This window comes from Thalassotalea sp. 1_MG-2023, from assembly GCF_030546745.1.
In the GTDB taxonomy this organism is placed as follows: Bacteria; Pseudomonadota; Gammaproteobacteria; order Enterobacterales; family Alteromonadaceae; genus Thalassotalea_C.
In genome coordinates this window covers 1-20,141 of the sequence record NZ_JAUOPD010000016.1, presented here as the reverse complement: position 1 = coordinate 20,141, position 20,141 = coordinate 1, and the positions used below count along the sequence as shown (strand labels likewise).

The 20,141-nt window shown below is 38.1% G+C and carries 13 protein-coding genes and 1 riboswitch; of the genes, 3 read left to right on the top strand and 10 right to left on the bottom strand.

Annotated features, from left to right (window positions below; all coding sequences use genetic code 11):
- Positions 1–72 precede the first annotated feature (72 nt).
- Positions 73–702, top strand: a complete 630-nt coding sequence (locus tag Q4489_RS12860; RefSeq protein WP_303481004.1) for a TetR/AcrR family transcriptional regulator — start codon at positions 73–75, stop codon at positions 700–702.
- 62 nt (positions 703–764) lie between these two features.
- Here Q4489_RS12860 and Q4489_RS12855 read toward each other — a convergent pair whose 3' ends face one another.
- The 3 genes from Q4489_RS12855 to maoP form a co-directional block, all read right to left on the bottom strand.
- The gene (locus Q4489_RS12855) at positions 765–4,952 is read right to left on the bottom strand and encodes a transporter substrate-binding domain-containing protein (protein ID WP_303481002.1); all 4,188 of its coding nucleotides are present in this window, start codon (positions 4,950–4,952) and stop codon (positions 765–767) included.
- Positions 4,953–4,956: 4 nt separating this feature from the next.
- Positions 4,957–6,006 (bottom strand): HD domain-containing phosphohydrolase, encoded by a 1,050-nt coding sequence (locus tag Q4489_RS12850; protein WP_303481001.1) that lies wholly within the window; start codon positions 6,004–6,006, stop codon positions 4,957–4,959.
- A gap of 474 nt (positions 6,007–6,480) precedes the next feature.
- Complete coding sequence (maoP, locus tag Q4489_RS12845; RefSeq protein ID WP_303481000.1) at positions 6,481–6,822, bottom strand: DUF413 domain-containing protein; 342 nt, start codon at positions 6,820–6,822, stop codon at positions 6,481–6,483.
- A gap of 238 nt (positions 6,823–7,060) precedes the next feature.
- Here maoP and Q4489_RS12840 point away from each other — a divergent pair, with 238 nt between their 5' ends.
- Positions 7,061–7,918, top strand: a complete 858-nt coding sequence (locus Q4489_RS12840) for a LysR family transcriptional regulator (protein WP_303480998.1) — start codon at positions 7,061–7,063, stop codon at positions 7,916–7,918.
- Positions 7,919–8,092: 174 nt separating this feature from the next.
- On the opposite strand, the gene Q4489_RS12835 is transcribed toward Q4489_RS12840, so the two are convergent.
- The 6 genes from Q4489_RS12835 to Q4489_RS12810 all read right to left on the bottom strand — a co-directional run bounded on the left by Q4489_RS12835 (position 8,093) and on the right by Q4489_RS12810 (position 17,246).
- Positions 8,093–8,986: an SDR family oxidoreductase gene (locus Q4489_RS12835; protein ID WP_303480996.1), complete on the bottom strand. Its 894-nt coding sequence runs from the start codon at positions 8,984–8,986 to the stop codon at positions 8,093–8,095.
- 64 nt (positions 8,987–9,050) lie between these two features.
- The gene (locus Q4489_RS12830) at positions 9,051–9,848 is read right to left on the bottom strand and encodes an acyl-CoA thioesterase II (RefSeq protein WP_303480994.1); all 798 of its coding nucleotides are present in this window, start codon (positions 9,846–9,848) and stop codon (positions 9,051–9,053) included.
- Positions 9,849–9,929: 81 nt separating this feature from the next.
- Complete coding sequence (locus tag Q4489_RS12825) at positions 9,930–11,120, bottom strand: serine hydrolase (protein WP_303480993.1); 1,191 nt, start codon at positions 11,118–11,120, stop codon at positions 9,930–9,932.
- Positions 11,121–11,373: 253 nt separating this feature from the next.
- Entirely contained in the window at positions 11,374–13,935 is a 2,562-nt protein-coding gene (gene ppc / locus Q4489_RS12820) for a phosphoenolpyruvate carboxylase (protein ID WP_303480991.1), read from the bottom strand.
- Between the two features lie 398 nt (positions 13,936–14,333).
- Positions 14,334–14,888: a cohesin domain-containing protein gene (locus Q4489_RS12815; RefSeq protein ID WP_303480989.1), complete on the bottom strand. Its 555-nt coding sequence runs from the start codon at positions 14,886–14,888 to the stop codon at positions 14,334–14,336.
- A 15-nt stretch (positions 14,889–14,903) separates the two neighbouring features.
- Positions 14,904–17,246 carry a collagenase gene (locus Q4489_RS12810; RefSeq protein ID WP_303480987.1) on the bottom strand — a complete coding sequence of 781 codons (2,343 nt, stop codon included), beginning with the start codon at positions 17,244–17,246 and terminating at the stop codon, positions 14,904–14,906.
- Between the two features lie 276 nt (positions 17,247–17,522).
- Positions 17,523–17,605: riboswitch (cyclic di-GMP riboswitch) on the top strand.
- Between the two features lie 88 nt (positions 17,606–17,693).
- On the opposite strand from Q4489_RS12810, the gene Q4489_RS12805 reads away from it, so the two are divergent.
- Positions 17,694–18,899 carry a PEP-CTERM sorting domain-containing protein gene (locus tag Q4489_RS12805; protein WP_303480985.1) on the top strand — a complete coding sequence of 402 codons (1,206 nt, stop codon included), beginning with the start codon at positions 17,694–17,696 and terminating at the stop codon, positions 18,897–18,899.
- A gap of 84 nt (positions 18,900–18,983) precedes the next feature.
- Here the strand turns inward: Q4489_RS12805 and Q4489_RS12800 are convergent, their stop codons facing one another.
- Entirely contained in the window at positions 18,984–20,036 is a 1,053-nt protein-coding gene (locus Q4489_RS12800; protein ID WP_303481086.1) for an aldo/keto reductase, read from the bottom strand.
- Positions 20,037–20,141: the final 105 nt, after the last annotated feature.

The window sequence follows — 20,141 nt, the reverse complement described above, 5'->3', positions numbered from 1 at the left end:
TTAGATAAGTTTGTAATTTAAGTGGTGCATAACCTTATGCATCACTTAAGCAAGTAAGAGTGTGGAGTGATTATGACCGCAAAAACTAAAAAGCATGCTGATCCTGCGTTAGCTGAAACCAGACGAAATCAAGTGTTATGCGCCGCGGCAGAATGCTTTAAACGAAAGGGGTATCATGGTGCAGGTATGGCTGAAATTTCAAAAACAGCCGGTATGAGCGCGGGCCATATATATAATTATTTTGCCAGTAAAGAAGCGATTATTGAATCAATTATTCAACGAGATATGGAAGAAATGATCTCATTGTTCCAAGAGTTTGGTGATAAACCAGGCGATTTAACAACGATTTTAATTGATAGCTTAGATGAAGGCGTCGAACGTCACACCAACACTGACTGTAAGGCATTACATTTAGAGATGCTATCGGAAGCGGCACGCAATGATAAAATAGCAAGTTTATTACAGCAGTCAGACACGCATGCAAGAAATGAAATGCGTAAGTTACTAATCGGGGAACGAGGGTCACTACAAGCGGCATCAACTCGTGAAGTTGATGCCCGTATTGAAGTCATGTTTTCAATGATGGGAGGTTTACTTTTGCGAAGAGTATTAAATCCCGCACTCGATAAAACAGGCATTTTAATTGCTCTTCGGCCAGCAATGAAAACATTGTTATTGCCATTTGACGATAAAGAAAAGTAAACGTTACGGGTATATTGGTTAAACAAATTTGTGCGGCAGTAGGGCAGATTGAATTTGGTTTATCACTCAGTATCATCAATATGACACATTTGAACAAACTGTTTCAAGCACGCTTTTATTTCTATTATATTAAAACTATCAATTGCTTGTTTAAGTTTATCACTAAATTGCTGTAAGGCTTCACTTTGGTATTGCTTAGCTGTCGCTTGTATTGCTTGAGAAAATTGTGATATTTCATTCAAGTTATTACTTTGCATTAATTGTTGGCAAGTTGCTAAATAACTAATCTGTAAGTGATGTAATAACGCTTTGTTGAAGGCTTCTTTGCTTGGTTCTTCTTCATCGACTGATATTTCTTGATAAGATAAATGTCGTTTTAATTCATTAATTAACTCTTGTTTTAATACTGGCTTTCTTAAGTACCCATTAAAGTTCTCGCGACGTTTTTTTTCATAATCATCACGCATGACTGAAGCTGTTAAAGCAATAATAGGCAGTTTAGGGTGTGATGTATTAATGATGTTTGCAGCTTCATAACCGTCCATTTCGGGCATTCTAATATCCATAATGATGAGATCAAACGTTTGTTGTTTTACTGCGTTGACGGCCTCTAACCCATTGCTAGCTTCAAACGTTTCAATGTCTAATGTTTTGCATATTTCAATTAATAGATGGCGGTTATCAGGAATATCATCTACGAGTAATATTTTTGCATTATCGAATACAACAGGTTTGTCAGCTGTTTTAAGAGCTGTTGATTGGTGATTATTGTCAATCGCGCAAATATCTACTTTCTTTAAATAAACTGAAAAACATGACCCTTTATTTACTTGGCTTTGCACGGATATTTTGCCATTCATCAACTCAGTTAACCTTTTGCTTATGGTCAGGCCTAAGCCGGTTCCACCATATTTTCTGACGCTTTGCCCTTCTTGCTGTTGAAAGCTTTCAAAAATATCGTCGACCTTATCGGCAGAAATACCTATGCCGGTATCTATAACGTCAATCCTTAAATCTATGGTGCTATGAATAGTATTTTCGTTTTCAGCAACGGCTCTCAATGTAATACTACCTGTATCGGTAAACTTTACTGCATTACCAACGAGATTAAATAAAATTTGTCTAATACGAGTTGAATCAAGTAGCAGCGAGTGCGGAATCTTTTCATCAACTTCAAGCATAAAGTCTAAACCTTTTTGACGCACATTCATGGTAAATACTTGGCTAATTTCTTCAAAAATATTATGCGGATTACATACGTCTTTGCTGATGCTAAGTTTACCTGCTTCAATTTTTGAAAGATCTAAAATATCGTTGATTAACAACAATAATGAGCTACCAGCAGACTTGATGGTTTTAACAAAGCCTTTTAATTTATTGTCTTGTATTTGCTCATAGAGAAGTTCAGTAAAGCCTATGATAGCGTTCATTGGGGTGCGAATTTCATGACTCATATTAGCAAGGAACTCTGATTTCGCTTTATTAGCATTTTCGGCGTTAGTTTTTGCTTGTTCTAACTCACGTTCCATTACAACACGTTCGTTCAGGTTAACAATAATATATAACAGGGCATTCTTATTCTGATATCGTATGGGGATAACCGATAGTAACCCCTCGATAGTGTAATTTTTTAGCGTTGATATAGTCACTTGTTCATCGTGGAGGTTTTCAATATCCCCTTGATAAAATTGATGGCTAGAGAAAGCAGCGAGGTTATCTTCATCAATATTCAATTCATCAACCGCGTGGTTATTAGCCATTAATAAAACGTTACTCTGCCTATCTGCAACAAAAACAATGACGGGTATATTATCTATCACCACAGATAAATTCCTTTCACTTTGTTTTAGTGATTGTTGTGTTTTAGTGCGCAACAATACTTCTTGTTGTAATCGTCTGTTCCAGAGAAAAATAATGGTAACTATTAGGCTAGCAATAATAAGTACAATAAAGATAAGTTGATAATTGGTACGAATAACCGGTTCTTTGTTTCCCCAGTTATCTACTATTTGTTGTTTTTTTGCTGTGCTAATGCTTTTTAATGCTTTATTAATAATAGGCACTAGCGGTGCTAACTCTTCTTGAACGGTAAAGCGTAACGGCAAATTATAAGTAGTTTTACCTACAACTCGTAAACCACTGTAACCTTTTTCTGCGATTAAATAGTTTACTTGGGCTAGCGAAGCAATAAATACATCTGTTTTACCCGATGACAAGTCATCAAGTCCTTGAGCTGCGTTATTCACGAGTTGAAAGTTTTTATCTGGAAATCGACCAATTAAATCTTCTGTACTGAAATAGTCATTAATCAGTGTGATGCGCTTATTTAATATTTGCGTGATGTTATCAATATACTTTTCTTCATTTTGCATGACGATAACAAAAGGGCTACTGATAATACTGTCAGTAAAAAGTAAATGTTCAAGTGGCTTGTAAGTATTAGCAGCGCTACCAATATCTGCTTTTTTGGTTAATAGGAAGGTTTTGCTTTCTTGCCAGTTTTTGGATGGCAGTCGTTCAAATTTGATATTGAGTAATTCTGAGATAATTGAAAGGTAATCAGGAACTATGCCGATATGTTGCTGCTGTTCATTGAGAGACTCAAAGGGCATCCAATCAGGATCTATCGCTAAACTTAATGTTTTATGATCGCGTAACCATTGTTTTTCTTCAAGTGTAAGTGTTAATGAAGATGGTTTTTGTGGTCTTGAGTTATTGGTAGTACTTAAGGACCATTTATTAAGAAGATTGTTTCGTTCATCACTTGTTATTGAGGCTAGCCCTTTATTAATAATGGAAATTAACGGACCGTTTTGCTTTGTTGTCGCCATTTTTAACGGTGTAGCTTGCGTACCAGCGATTGGTCTTTGTGCGATAAAGTTAACGATACCGTTGTTAGTAATATGATATTGAATCGCGCTATAACCATCATGAACCAAATCGGCTTTATTTTCTTGAACGTCTTGTATTGCTTCTCGTAATGTTTCTTTATGAACGATAGTTAATTCTGGGTATCGTTTTTTGATGATTGAACTCGCCGCATGATCTTTTACCACTGCGACGGTTAGGCCTGCTAACGTGTTATTTTTTCGTATATCTAAAGATCTTTTTGAGAAAAAGTAATCGAGAGATTTGTAATATTCATCTGAGAAAATGAAATCTTCATCACGCTTCGGGGTTTGATAAATGGCAGGGAGTAAGTGTGCGTTTCCCTGTTTTGTATTTCGTAATGCTTCTGTCCATGGGTAACTGACTGTTGAAAATTGCAAGCCTGTCCGTTGAGTAATCAGTGTCAATAAATCATGGGCAAAGCCAACAGGTTTATCTTGCTCTGTGTAATCAATAGGCGGAAAACTGAAGTTACCTGCAACTTTCACTGTGGGGTTCTCGGCTAACCATTGTTGCTCTTTAGCTGTTAACGTTATTTTTTGTTCAGTTTGCGTAGGGGGTGAAAACCAGGTGAGCTGTATTTGCCGATGTTGCTCAACGGTAATTGCATCTAGCCCTTTTTGAATGATACTTGCAAGCTCAGGGTGGTCTTTATGTGAGACGATATGGATCGGATTTTTTCCTATATGCCGTGTAGATTTAAATGGCACAATCGTATTGATCCCTTCTTTTTCTAAGGTGTAAATTAAGGCACCATAAGTGTCATATAACATATCTGCTTCATTTTCTAATACCGCGTCAATGGCATCACCAAAGGTGTTTACTTCAACAATCTTAATTTGAGGAAAGTGCGTTTTTATTATTTTTTGATGTGCATAACCTTTAGGTAGCGCTACCCGTTTACCGTGTAGATCTGATAAGTTGTCGACATCTAAATCTTTTCTAATAAAAAAATAATCTAACGCAAAAAAATAAGGTTCTGAAAAGTTTAGAAATAATTCTCTTTCTTTGGTTTTATAAACGGATCCTAAAATGTGAACATCACCCGATTGAATGAGGGCTAAGTTGGTATGCCACGGGTTTATTTTTACTTCAAATTTAAGTCCTGTGTATAGAGCAACTAGGTCGAGGTAATCTTTGGCAATACCATGCCATTGTCCTTGACCATCACTAAAGTTGAAAGGGGTCCAATCTGGGGTGCCACCAACAACAACGTTTGGGTTGTTGGTTAACCATTGCTTTTCAGCTTCGGATAATGAAACGTTAGCCGTGATCTGTTGATTACTTTCAGCACTTGCATTTGTTAGTGAAGTTAAAAAAAGTACAAGAATAATCAGTAGGTTAATATCACGAATTCGCATAGTGTTAGTGCATTATTTCAAGAAATTCAGGTAAATGTTCAACAAAAATATCAACTAACATAGGGTCAAAATGCACCCCTTTATTGTCTTTTATATAGTTTACAGCATCTTCAACGGTCCAGGCATTCTTGTATTGACGTTTATGCGTTAAAGCATCAAATACGTCAGCAAGTGCGACTATGCGACCATAAATATGAATTTGCTCACCTGACAATCCTCTTGGATAGCCAGAGCCATCCCATTTTTCATGGTGATCACGAGCAATGATTGCGGCCGCTGTTGTTAAACGTCGTTTTGAATTTTTCAATAACTCATACCCTTTTTCAGCATGGGTTTTCATTATCGTCATTTCATCAGTGGTTAGCTTTCCTGGTTTATGTAAAATTTCTTTAGGAATGGCTATTTTGCCAATATCATGCATTGGCGATGCAAGAAATACTGTATTTACGTCTGTGTCACTAAGGTAGCTCACATGTTGAGCGAGCAATCGACAAGTTTCAGCAACGCGGCGAATATGCTGTCCGGTTTCATCAGAGGTTGATTCCATAACTTCCATTAAAATGTAAATCATTTCACACTGATGTTCTTCAATTTCAAGTACAAGCCGTTCCGCTTGCAATTTAGCTTTGTTGGCAACCTCTTCGGAGTGTTTCTGTAACGCTTTTCGCGCAGAAGACAGTTCTACGTGGGTTTTTACCCTAGAGAGTAGTTCATTTGCATGAAAAGGTTTAGTTATATAATCAACACCACCAACATCGAAACCTGTTGATATGGCATCAACATCAGCTTTAGCTGTTAAGAATATTACCGGTATATCTTTTTTATTTGGCTGGCTTTTGATTGCTTTACAAACATCAAAGCCATTAACATGAGGCATCATAATGTCTAAAAGAACCAAATCAAAATCGGTGTGCTGTATTAAGTTAAGTGCTTCTTGCCCATCTAGGGCGAATGAGAAGGTGTAGCTTTCTTCTTTGAGTACATTCATGGCAACTTGAATGTTGTCTGATACATCATCAACGATCAGAATGTGTATATCGCGTCCACTTTTCACCAACAACTCCTTTACTACGTTTGTCCATGTACAATTTCAAGCCGCAAGGTGCATTTACATAGGACAGGCAGTGTTCCTTTCACGCTCAAGCACTTTAAAGGCTGTTAACAGATTACTTTTTTTTGAGTAAAAGTCTAGTATTGATTTAGCGATAAGTTAATTGCACTATTTTGGTGATAAATTATGTTCTTAACCAAAAAATAGTATTGAGACTAGAGCGTGTTGATCTTTGCTGTTTAAGTTTAGTTGAACCCTTCGGGCAGCACCTATTTGGCATTTCTACTATGTTATCGCTTGATTTGAGTAGAATAACTACACGGCACAAGCTCTGCCTTGTATAAATACCAAACAAATTGCTGCAAAAACAAACTTGAAAGATCAACACGCTCTAATTTATTCTACGCAGAAAAACATCGCAAAACTGTCATTGTGGTAAACAGTAATGCGATGTTTTGGATTAGGTTACCTTTGCCTTTAAGCAAATTCTAAGTCATTATTTTGCGAGAAAGTGCTTCTTGCGCTGCTTTTAGCAAAACCGTGATGCATCTTACTTTTCATGACTGAGGCTAAATATTTTTTCCACAGTGTTGCTAAATAAAATGTCGCAGGTTCTGAAGATGATATTTGGTCAATAAACAGTTGTTCGTCTGCGTTTTCAGGCGTTAAAGTGCCATTAGCTAACGCAGAAAGCGTATGTCCGTACATGAGCAATTCTTCTGATTCTCGCTTATTAAAAAAGCCACTACGAGAAATACCATGTGTAAACACATGATCGCCATAAAATGGTACTTTACCTTTTCTAATCGTGGTATTCATAAATACTCCTTCATTGTCACAATGACAAAGGGTTATTGTGACTCAATTAGTGGTGTTTCTTAGTGTTACTAACGAAAGTTAAATGACTTAAGTTATATAACACTGCTATACGTTGATACGGTGATTACTGGTTACGTGAAATGTATGTAAAAAAGTGATTATTTAAAAACAAAAAATATTTGTCGTGAAGACAAGATTTATTTACATTGCAATTGTACTGCTAACATTGGACGCATTCATGGATATTCGTGTATTTAAAACCTTCATTTCAGTGGCTGAAAATAAACACTTTGGTCGAGCAGCAGAAAACTTATATATTACACAGGCAGCGGTAAGTGCGAGGATAAAACAACTAGAGGAGTTTTATGGCACACGGCTGTTGATCAGAGATAAAAATAATTTAAGGCTGACTCAATCTGGCGAAGTGCTTTTGTCTCACGCGCAATTAATGGTACAACAAATGGCGCAATCAAAGGTGGCATTATCGATTGCTGATCAGCAAAAAATTGCATTTAATGTTGCGGCAACACCCAATGTTTGGGATGCGTTTTTTAGTTCACGTATTCTTGATGCATTAGCACTATTTGAACATGTTTCGCTGAGTACCGAAATTTCTGTACGAGAAGCAATACAACGTAAAATTGACGAACATACGGTTGATGTAGGTTTACTGACAGATCCAATAAAAGATGATGATTTTATCAATGAGTTAATTGGTTATTTTGACCTATCCTTTGTGGGAAGCAGCAGTAGTTTTGATCCGGAGGCGGATGATTATATTTACGTGGACTGGGGCATTACTTTCAACAAAGAACATGCTTTACATCATAAGTTTATGCCTAAATTTAAAACATCAACGGCGATGATGGCATTGGAAGTGATGTTATCGAAAGGAGGGGCTGGTTATTTACCAACAGAATTAACCCTTGAGTTTGTAAAAGACGAGCGTTTATTTGAAATACCATCACCTCTTCAGATAACAAGACCCATTTACATGGTGTATAAAAAGAATCATTACCACCAACAGCTCATTGACGACTGGAAAACATTGTTTAATCAAACAAGGACTGATGCCTTACATAATCCGTCATGGTAGATGAATACTACAGATAGAATGACAGCCTGTGGTTATTTTTTCAATTCAGTCAATCTGGCTAAAGCTCTTAAGCTCACTAGTAGCTGATATTAGAAAAAATAACCACGCGATAATAAAGCTAAACTGTGCTAAATATTCTATTTGAGATGACACAATTCAACATTGAATTATCGCTTAATTTAATTGATTTTCTTTAATATGCGGTGCGATAGCTTTCGTTATTGCTGCGGTAAAATCACGCGTATGATGAATACCTAATGCATGTAAACGCGTGTCTTTTAGCGCACAATTAAACGGCCTGCTTGCTGTTTGCGATGGTGCAGATAAAGGGGTTAAAGTTTTATCATCGAGAGAAAATTGTGTTTTGATAATTTCTGCAATATTAAATTTGGTTAATTTTGTGGTATCACTGACATGAAATATTCCCTGACACTGTGATGAAGACAAGGCAATTAAATCGCGTATTGTTAGCGCGATATCTTGAACGTGCGTTGGATAACGAATAGCCCAATGGTCATGTTCAGTTTCTGCTGATGCCATAACTTGCTCGGCAATCACCGTAATCGCTGACTCGGCTAACGTTTGCACTTCGCCGTATAAAACCGGAACGCGAATAATCGTATGCTGCTCACTTACCGATAACACGGCTTTTTCCGCTTGGCTTTTACTTTGGCCATAAAAGTTAAGTGGGCGAGGCGTAGCATTTTCTTGGTAAGGGGCATGATCACCATCAAAGACATAATCAGTACTGATAAAAATAAAGCGAATATTATGCTGTAAACAACACTCGGCTAAATGTTCAGATACTGCAACGTTTAAGTTTAAGGTTGCCTCATGATTTGTTTCACATACATCAGGCTTGCGTTCAGCTGCCGCATGAATAATAACGTTTGGTTGATGTGTTTCGATAAAGTTGGCAACCGCTTGTTTATCTTGCAAGTCGAGTGACGCTATTGGCGGTTTAGCACGAGAAAAACCAGTCGCGATAATGTCGTGATGTTCAGATAACTTAGTAACAAGTTCACGGCCCAGTAAGCCCGTAGCACCTGTGATCATAATTTTAGTCATTACAAGAGTTTACCTTGATGATATAGGGTGTTTCATTATAGCAATGATATGACATTAAACCACCTTAACCAAATACGGCCACCACTTGTTTTGAAATTGCGAGTAATTGGCCGTTTTCATGCCAAAACTTTGCTTGTTCATGCCCATATCCATTTCGAATATGGTACGCTTCTGTTTGACTGGCCACCCATTGATTACCTTGAAAAATTAACTCTGGATTAATAAATTCTATATTCCAACTCATGGTACTTGCAGGGACTGGTAAACGCACCATTTGCAACATAGTTGGTGGAAGGGCATCCATTATTGCAATTAAGTGAGCCATGTTCATCTGAGCAGGCGCCGTGTTAAACCTTGTCCAGCCATGTAAAATGGGTTTTTGGCTTTTTGTTACCGATAAATCGCCTTTGTTAAAGCTGTAATTAAAGTGTTGAACAAATTTAGGAACAACTTTGGGAATAAGGGGAATATATTTAGGCTTTTTCGGTGCTGGCATGTCGTGGCGATCAGTCGCCACTTGTAATATCTCAGAGTCACGGTCGATCCCGAAACATACCTGCGACATTACCCCTACCTGACCATTCTGGCTTACTTTTGCGACGATTTGAGTGACATTTTTTCCTGATCGTAAAATTTCTGCACTAATGTGAATAGGTTGTTCAGGAATTAGTGGACCAATAAAATTACAATGGAAAGAGCGGACTAACCTTTCATCGTCAATTAGGTTTTCAGCTGCTTGATAGGCTAATGCGGCTGAAAGACCACCATAAATGGTACGCCCTTGAGACCAATTTTTAGGAACGGTGATTTCATATTGTGTTTGTTTTTTATCAAAAGGTTTAAATAGCTGTTCTAATAACATACGTATCGATTACACTCTTCTGGTCAGATGAGTTGAGTGTAATGCAAAAGTTGATGCTTTTAAAGCTCAATAAAGTTGAAACTAGTCAGCGATAACATCGGGAAAAAAGTGATCATACACCAAAGACCAAAATGTCGTTGAAAGCTTATTAATACTGTTACTTTCAGCGTTCATTAACATCGCAAAGCCAAGATCGAGCTCAGGAGAGTATGCAATGTCAGCTCTAAAGCCAGATACCCAACCTGAATGATATATAAGCTTTATATGGTCAAATTGATAAATGCGCCATCCGTAACCATAGTGAGCATCTTCAAGGTGTTCTCGCCAATAAAGGCGTCGTAAATCTTTCTTTGTTTTGATCCGTGGGGTAGTCACTTTAGTGATAATTGAGTCAGGTAACACGTCAGGCGCATGGCCTAAATTGGCTATTAACCATTGCGACATATCAGAAATACTGGCGTTAACGCCCGCTGCTGTCGCAACTTTGTAATAATCGGGTGTTACTTTTACTGTGCGCCAAATGTTTCGTTTTATCCTTTTGCCACGACTATCATATTTGTTGGTGTTCACACGCTTTCTTAATACATGTGGTTTTGCCGTATTCGATTCTGTACGGTAGACATCAATACCCACAGAAGCATTTTTCATCGCTAGTGGTTCGAAAATACGCTGATTTAATAATTTTTTATAAGAGGTGTTAGTAGTAGATTCGATCACTGGTTGTAACATGCCATAGGCAATATTTTGATAACCGTAACATTTCTCTGGCTCACAGATAGGAGTTACACGGTCGAAGCGACCGATAATTTTTTCGATACTCCAATTTTCATGAAGTAGGTTGTCATAAGCATTAGGCATTAGGCCAGTTGAATGGCTGAGTATATGATGCAAAGTGATTTTATCGGCAGCTTTGGGTGTCGCTAAACTGAAATGCGGTACATACTTTGTTACAGGGTCCGTCAGGCTTAATTTTTGTTCATCAGCAAGCATATTAACTAAAGTAGCAGCAAAAGGCTTTGATACTGATGCAAGGCGAAATACCGAACTAGGGGTTATTTTTTGTGAGTTGGTTTTATCTGTATAGCCAAACGTTTCGGTAACAATTACGTTGTCACCTTGAACGACAGTATAAGCTGCACCCGGAATACTCTGTTGTGCTAACTCAGTCTTTACAATATTATAAAAATGTTGGTTCAGTGACTGTAACCCACTCGCGAATAGGTCAGACGATGAAAAAATAAGTAAAATGACCGTGAACGTTTTAAACCACATATAACTATTTTTTAGTTGAAAAGCGCTGCATGATACCGAAAGTTACTCAAAATAAAAAGTCGACTTGTATATTTGGTGTTGCAATATGTTTCAAAATTGTTAAATGTTTAGTTTCAGTGTTAATGGTAGGGTAAGCGCTAAGTGCTTGATGGTGTTGATATAGGTCGAAATGCCAGTTTATAGTGAAAGAGCGTTATTGAAAATGCATTCAATAACGCTCATGTCTAATGATGTACCTTGAGTATAATAGTGACTAGCCGGTATTTCTTAACCCTGTAGCAATACCTGCCATGGTCACGGTTAACACTTGTTCATTTTTTATTTTGTCAGGTGATTGGCGTAAGCGTGATAACACTTCAATTTGCATCAGATGAAGCGGTAATAAATACGGCTGACGCAGTTTGAATGAATTTAAATTCCATGGGTCAGATTCCATGATGTGTTCTTGAGACAATAATGATAAAACGGTTTGTTTATCTTTGGCTAACTGAGACCTTAATGTTTCACCAATATTATGCAATTCTGGTTCTACAAGCGCTTGATCATATAAAGCTGAAATTTGAGGTTCAGATTTTAAATACACCATTTCAATCAGTGATAACCTTGCTCTGAAATAACGCCATTCGGTCAACATGGTTTGAATCGTTTTTGCGTCTTTTTCGTTTGCATTGGCTAGTGTTTGTCCTAAGCCTAGCCAACTTGGTAATACTAAACGGTTTTGACTCCAAGCAAAGATCCAAGGAATCGCTCTAAGTGACTCAATACCGCCGTCGACCTTTCTTTTGCTTGGTCGAGAGCCTAATGGCAGTGATGCAAGTTCTTGTTCAGGAGTTGCCTGACGAAAATAACGTACAAAATCAGGTTCTTCTTGTACATAATGACGATAAATATCACAACTTTCAGTGGCAAGCTTGCCCATTAATTCGCGCCATTCATCACTTGGTGTTAATGGAGGAGTGATCAAACTATCAAGTATTGCGCTTGCGTATAAATGCAGGCTTCGAACTGCAAGGCTTGGTAAACCAAATTTATAGCGAATCGTCTCGCCTTGTTCGGTAACTCGTAAGCCTCCATCTAAGGTACCTGGTGGCTGTGATGCAATAGCGGCATGTGCTGGGCCACCACCGCGACCGATTGTACCGCCACGACCATGAAATAACTTAAGCACAGTATCATGGTTTTTAAATACATTAACCAAGGCTTCTTGAGAGTGGTATTGACCCCACGCTGCCGCCAATACGCCAGCATCTTTAGCTGAATCACTATAACCTATCATAACAAAGTGTTTGTTATCACAGCGGGTTTTGTACTCTTTAATCGTTAACAAATCATCCATAACTTTAGGCGCATTGTTTAAATCATCAAGTGTTTCAAACAACGGCGCGATAGGCATTTGCCACGAAACATTGGCAGTTTTCAAGAATAAGTTTACTAATAAAACGTCGCTGACTTTACTCGCCATCGAGATGATGTAAATTCCCATCACTTCCCTAGGTTGTTTTGCAATAAAATCAAAGGTGTCGAGAACTTCTTGTGTTTCTTGGCTCCAAGCTTTATTGGGGATCAGTGGTCTTGGGTTGTTAATTTCAGTTAATAAAAAGTCAACCCTTTCATCTTCTGACCATTGAAGATAATCACCCAAACCTAAAGACGTTAGAATTTCAGCAAGTGCCGTATCGTGACGTTCGCTGTGTTGTCTGACATCAAGTTTTACTAATGAAATGCCAAAGCATTGCACTTTTCGCATTAAATCAATGATATGAGAATTTGCTATGCGTGTTAAACCAACCGCTAATAAGCTGTCTCGGCACTGTTTTAATGGCAAATACAGCTCACTGGAGCTTGCGATCGCACCTTCGGTAATGTTTGACTCTAATAACGATACTGAGCGCTGTAACTTTTCAATCACAGGTTTCAATGCTTGTCGGTATGGGCCTATTTCATTTACATCATTTTCAACTAAGTCAGATGTTGCTTTTCCCATCGATAGTTCTAAATACAAGGTTTCAAAATCTTGTAGGTATAATTGAGCAGCCATTAATCTTGCTTGTAAAATGGCTTGTTCACTTAATTTTGCCGTGACAAAAGGGTTACCGTCACGATCCCCTGCCATCCAACTAGCCATCGTTAATGGTACGCATGTTTCAGGAAGCGGCTTGCCTATTTTTTCTTGGCTAAATTGGTCAAGCTCTCGAACAAAATCAGGCACTGCATGCCATAAACTATCGCTGATTGTGTTTAAGCCCCAACGAGATTCATCTAATGGAGAAGGGCGGTTGTTACGTATTTCTTGGGTATGCCATGCTTGTTCTATTAGTTCATTGATGCGATCACCGAGCACATTATCGTTATTGTCGAGTGCTTGGGCAATTTCATGATATTTATGAATAAAAGTACGGCGATTAACTTCGGTAGGGTGAGCTGTTAACACTAATTCAATTTCTAATTGTGAAATTGCTTTTTCTATAATATGTGCCGGTTTATCGCTCAACTTTTCTTTTAAATCATCGAGTGGGTGGGGTAAGTCAAGTTCAGCTAACCCTTTTTCACTTGCTGTATATTGCTGTTCTGCAATGTTGGCTAAATTCAAAAATTGACTAAATGCCCTTGCATGGACAATAAGTTCATCAGCATCATATGCACGGAATTTATCTTGAAGCGCTGTTAAGGCTTCTTCGTTACCGTTAGAGACTTCTTTTGATAAATGACGAATAGCTTCTATGTCATCGACCCATTTTTGACCTTTGTCGTTGGCGATGGTTTGGCCAAGAGCTTCGCCCAATTTTCGTACATTATTAGAAATTGTTTCTAGCATGATAACACCTAAATGTAATTTTATTACAACAAATTGATTTCTTTACTTTACGCAAAACAAAGCAAAAATTCCAATAAAATAATGAGTTTCATGTTTTTGTTTTATACTTCTATATAAAATAACAAGCTAAAAATGGTGTTTAATTACGTCATTTTGGCCTGTGAGCTTTACGATAGAAATGAAAACGTAACTTTCAGCACACGTTAGTTACTATAAAAAATAGACGATGAGATGAAAAGTGAGCAAGAAATTAATAACGCATAAAAAATAGTTGTGAAAAATATGGGGTTGTAACACAGAAAGGAGAGGGGTGTACTGAGTGTTAAATGTGTAAAAGTAATTCACGAGGTTAAATAACTAAATTAACCTCGTGAAAAGTTTAACAGTAATACGTTAAATTAACGTTTTACTCTGCGAAGTAATAATAACGCTAAACTAAATAGGGCAATACTTGCTGGTGTTGGTACCGAAGTAACATCAAAAGTCACAGACATGCCTTGAAGTTGTTCTAACATCGTATTATCAAAACTAAGTACTTCAACACCATTAAGTAAAGATAATGATTGTTGGCCTGTACCTATCGCGGAAAATTGTATACTGGCAAGTACGAATTCACTACCTTGGTTTGCAATGATGGTCGGCTCATCAGCAAATATATAAGCGTAGTCTTCAAGATAAAGTGAACCTGAAACACTATCATCGGCATAAGAGAAACTACCGAAACCGTCATCAAAACCTTGACCAAACTGCCAGCTTGTTAACGCTAATGCATTGTCATCAAAACTTACTTCACCTGCGAAACCACCTAAGGTATAGGGAAAGTTTTTAGCGACAATAGTTGCTGTTACCGTGTCACCTTCTTGATACGATGCTTGATCTACTTTGAGTTCTAGCAGTGTCGCTTGGCTATTGAAGGCGAAAAACGTAAGTAAACTGATAAATAATGATTTCATAATATATTCCTTGGATTATTGGATAATTGCACAGCGGGCTTGATCACATAATGCCATCATGCTGCGGATGTCTCGTATATCAACGGTACCGTCTTGATTAAAGTCGTAATCTAGCGATAAATTATTTTGTTGACGCAGCATTAAACTAAAAGCTGCAAGGTCACGGCTATCAACGTGTTGGTTACCGTCAATATCAGCAGGGTTATGTGCTATAGCTTGGCATTCACCATTGCCTGCGATAATACAATCTAACCATTCGTTAAATTGTGCATCAAAGTTGACGCCCCATGCCGTTATAATATCTTGATAAGGTGTATAATTAGGTAGCTCTGGTTGTTCAACATTCGGTTGACCACATGTCCAAACCCAGCTGCCACTTGCCCATTCACTATCGTCATATGCCCAGTACCAATTATTTTCGATGGCTTCTGTTTTTGTTTTCCAACTCCAATCGAATGAACATTCCGCTTCAGAAACCACATATTTAGCTGCACGAAGCGTAGGTAATAATGTGTTATCGATCTCGGTACGGTTTTGCTCCATCATAAAACGTGTTGCTAAATAGCCCCAATGATAAATTCTCTCTGTATTGCCATTAGCATAAGTGGTTTGGAATAGTTCACTCAACGTGTAGGTTTTACTTGCAGCAACAGCTAATGCATTACTGTTGTTGTTAGGTTGAGAAAGATACTCAGCTAACCCTTCACTCCACCAAACACTGTTATCTGGTTGATCTGAAAAGCTACCCCATAGGTTGAACCGCCCATCTAGATAATGAACGTATTCATGTTGTAAATTCCACACTTGGAACGTCGGCAACCAGGTCGCTTGGTGTGCAATAAAGCGTGCTTGATTACCTGGTGTAGCAGGGTTACCTTCTAAATACATGCCACCATTGTCGGTATCAATTCCGAAGAAAGTACCTGCGTAGTTGTCATAATCAGTGTATGAACTAAAAATAACGACTTCTAGGTCAGTATTATGATCGTTAGCTACTGGCGTATCTTTAGCTGTTTGAAACATTTGATGAAAAGCGGTTTCTTGTTCAGCAAGCTGTACACAAATTTGATCACGATTACTTTCATTGATGGGTTCTTGGTAGCGTAATTTTAACGTTGTGCTACAGGTATGGCTGCCCGATAAAACGGCTGCTTCTAAATCGAAACTACAGGCGTTGCCGTATAGATCACAATTTTCTGAATCATAAGCCATCACAGCTGTTTGAGCTTTTAACCAGCCTGTGCTGCCAGCACCTTGGTAATCGTAATTATTCAGTATCGTAATAATGGTTGGTCTAATAGTATCAGCAATTACGCCACCAAACTTTAAAAAGCGAGCGAGCTCATTAACACTATCACCCCATTGATATTCTCGTGTGTGACCAACCAGCCATTGACCTTCGTTTAACACAAAAGAAGATAAATTTGTCAGTAATTCAGGTTGATTTTGTACCAATTGTTCCAATGCACTTGCATCTTCACTTGAGGTATTAAATAAATGTGTCAGGATCTGAGTAACGCCATTCTCTTCATAGTAAACACCCCAATCATCAGCCCGATTAACGGTTGAAGCATACCCAAGTAGGCTTTCTGTTAATCGTACTAAATACGGGAGGTTACTTGTGCCAGAGCTACGTAATAAAATAAGCATTTCATATCTAACCATGAAATCTCTGGTTGCTTCGCCATTGTAATTAACAAAGTTTTGTCCGGAGAAATATTGGTTAAATACGTTAGTTAATGAACTGGTAAATTGACCATCGAACACTCTATTTGTGCCCCATTCAGCCCAAAACATTGCTCGTAAATAAATCACTAATTTTTCTAATTGAGCGGCTTTAGTTACATCTGTACCGTCGTAACCATCAGACAGTAAATCTGACATCGCATCAGCAATTGTCTGTAAGCTTTGATCTGAAAAGACTGAGGTGCCAACAAGGTTTGCGTCGAATAATCCATAAAGACATGAATTCAAGTCACCGTTAATGACTGCATTTACTAACGCATCACCTGTTAAGGATTGTAATTCATTTACACTGCTACAGCCGTTATTTAGTTTAGCTTTAATAGGCGTTTGCATAGAGCGGTTTTGCGTACTTGGCTTAGTTCGATAATGATCGTTTAATGTTTGCTTTGACTGCAATAGTTGTTCAAATTGTTTAGGCGATACCTGTCTTGGAGGACTGATATCGGTTTGTTTAACAGCTTGTACTTTTTTAGCTGAATGCGCTGTAATTAATGGTTTTGCCGAGGCTTTAGAAAGTGTTGGTGCTGTTGGGTTTGCATTTTCAGCTGCGGTATAACCGACGCAAGTGCTAAATGCCAAACCAGCACAGAGTATTTGTAGAGGTGTTTTCACTGTGTTTCCTTTAATTCATTGTTTTTATAGTTTGTATGTAAAATACACTATTAAGTATATTGTATAAAATATAAATATCAACGGTTTGTTAATAGCGTTAATTTGTTGTTATGAAATATTAATAGTGAAGTCAGGTTTTTATTTTCTAACGCAATGAGCTAAAAGGGTATTTATACGCTGAAAGTAAAAATTTAGCTGTTGGCACGATTGATGCTTTTATAAACAATTCGATCGTTTTATTGACGGTTTACCAATTTAGGATTATTATCGAAGGGTAATTTTAAAAGGCAAGTATGGTGAAACCCATATACGCAAAGCTTCCGACCTAAGGTATACACTATGGTAGCGGGGCTGCAGAGAATTGAACTTCCCAATCCTTGTCTGTTGTAAATCTAGCGTTTTAAACGCTATTACGATGTGAAAGTATACACAAACGAGGATCACCCTGTGAAATACCATCAATCTAAAGTACGTAATTTATTAAGTGTTGCATTATTGTTAGGCTATAGTAGCTTTGTAACAGCAAATATTTACGACTTCCAAAATACATCAACAGGCTTTAACAGTGATAATGCACATTTTTCGCTGTTAGGCATTGCCAACAACAGTGTTTTAGCCCATGAAAACACCATGTTTTCTTTTCCTATTGATGAGTTAAATCAACAGGGTCGTACTCTTGAAGTTATCAGCGATAACAACGCCGTTTCAGGCGTTTTTAGCGAAAACGAATTGTTTGTCTATGTTAATGAAGTAGACGAAGATGTTGCTGTTACTGTTCGTGTCGTTAACACGTTGAATGTAAGGGCTACAGAATTTTCATTAACCATTAATGTGGTGAATAAACCGACATTAGCGATTGATACTTATGCCGCGCCACAGTTCGTTTCTGCAGAGCTTGGTGAGGTAATTGTTGGTGAAACTCAGCAATGGTTAACGGGTTTTGTTGGTAATAGTTATATTGGAAGTTTTGATCGTCGTATTGCTACAGTAAGCCCAACTAGCCCACAAGTTTCAACAGCATTTACGCAAAAAAATATGACAACTCGCTCATTTGCTATTGGCACCTCTTCTGATCAATTGATCCCAATTTTAAATCAAACGAATCCAGCAACCCAAGTATTTTTCGCAAGTAATAATATCGCTGAATCGTTTGCTGAACAGCCGATAGGAGCATCTGTACCTATGGCTTTACTTACTTTAGGTAAAGAAAAAGCAGCCTTAATAGCTGAACAGACCGTGGGACGGTTATTTCGCCAAAGCACTACCGACCCTCAAGGTGGAACAGCTGAAGGCGGCGATAATGCTGGTGACGGTTTAGGTAACGATAATGTATTTGAAGATGTAACGGTAGGCGATGAACATCAAGGTACACCTTTAGATGATATAAACACGGGAAGTTCAAACGCTGAACAAGGTGGCAATGGAGGTTCAACAGGTGATAATAATTCACCAAATACTGATGAAATACCATTAAATCCACAAAATAGTTTTAACAAAGCACCGCAGTTTTCAGAGGTTAGTCATCGAAAAGGTTCCTCACCAATCGAGCAAAATATTGCGCCGGTGAAAATACCAGAACCTAGTTCTATTATGCTGATGTTACTTGCTTTGGGATCAGGATTGTTTATCTGGAATCGTAAAAAGATCAAGTAGTTTATCATTCAACTTCTAAATGCCTCATGACTTCTCCATGAGGCATTTTTTCTTCTACAGGTTTATATTAGTAATATTTCTTATCTAGTAAGGGGAAGGGTGATTTTTTAACCATTGCTCAATGTTTGTCACTGTTTCTTCATCAAGTGTTAGTTCAAATGCAGCAATGTTTTCAGCTAATTGCGTCATATTTGTTGCACCAATAATCGTTGACGTTACCCCTTTCACTTGGCTAACCCAAGCAAGTGCCAGTTGAGTCGAAGAAAGGTTTCTTTGTTCAGCGATGTCACAAAGACTTTGAACTGCACGTTCAACTGCCGGAGTATCTCTAAAAAGTCCATGCCGTTGCATGAGAGTCCATCTACTCCCTTTTCGTCTATTTCCGTTCAGGTATTTACCGGTCAGCGCACCAGAGGCTAATGGTGACCAAGGTAAATAAGCAATATCTTCGTGGATACAGTTTTCAATCACATACGGCCAATCTTTGGTATGAAGTAAACTAAATTCATTTTGCACTGATACTATTCGCGGTAAATTGTGCTGTTCGCTCAGTTTGATATATTGATTCATTCCCCAAGGCGTATCGTTTGATAAACCGCAATAGCGAATTTTTCCGGCTGAAACACAATCTGCTAACCCCCGCAAAATATCATGCATTTTCTCAGTTTCTTCTGTTGCGTTTACGTTAGTGTAATCAACCATATTTGGCCAATGTTTCGCAAAATGAGGAGAGGTATAATTCGGCCAATGTAATTGGTATAGATCAATGTGATCGGTGTTCAAACGCATCAGTGAATCATTTACCGCTTGAGTAACGGTTTCTCGGGTTATTTCTGAACCACCTCGTATATATTGAAGCCCGGGGCCAGCAGCTTTTGTAGCAATAACTAAATTTTCTCGGCGAGAAGGATTCGCTTGTAAATAATGGCCGATGATTTTTTCCGTTTTGCCATAAGTGTCAGCCGTAGGTGGTACTGCATACATCTCGGCGGTGTCGATAAAATTCACCCCGTGGTATTGCGCATAATCAAGTTGCTCATTGGCTTCTTGTTGTGTGTTTTGCTTACCCCATGTCATGGTACCTAAACAAACGTTCGATACTTCTAATGAGCTACTACCTAACCGAACATATTTCATAAAATCTCCTATAACGAAAATCAGCAATACTAGAGCGTGTTGATCTTTGCTGTTTGAGTTTTGTTCAAGGTAAACGCCTTCTGATCGCGGCACTTGGATTCTTGC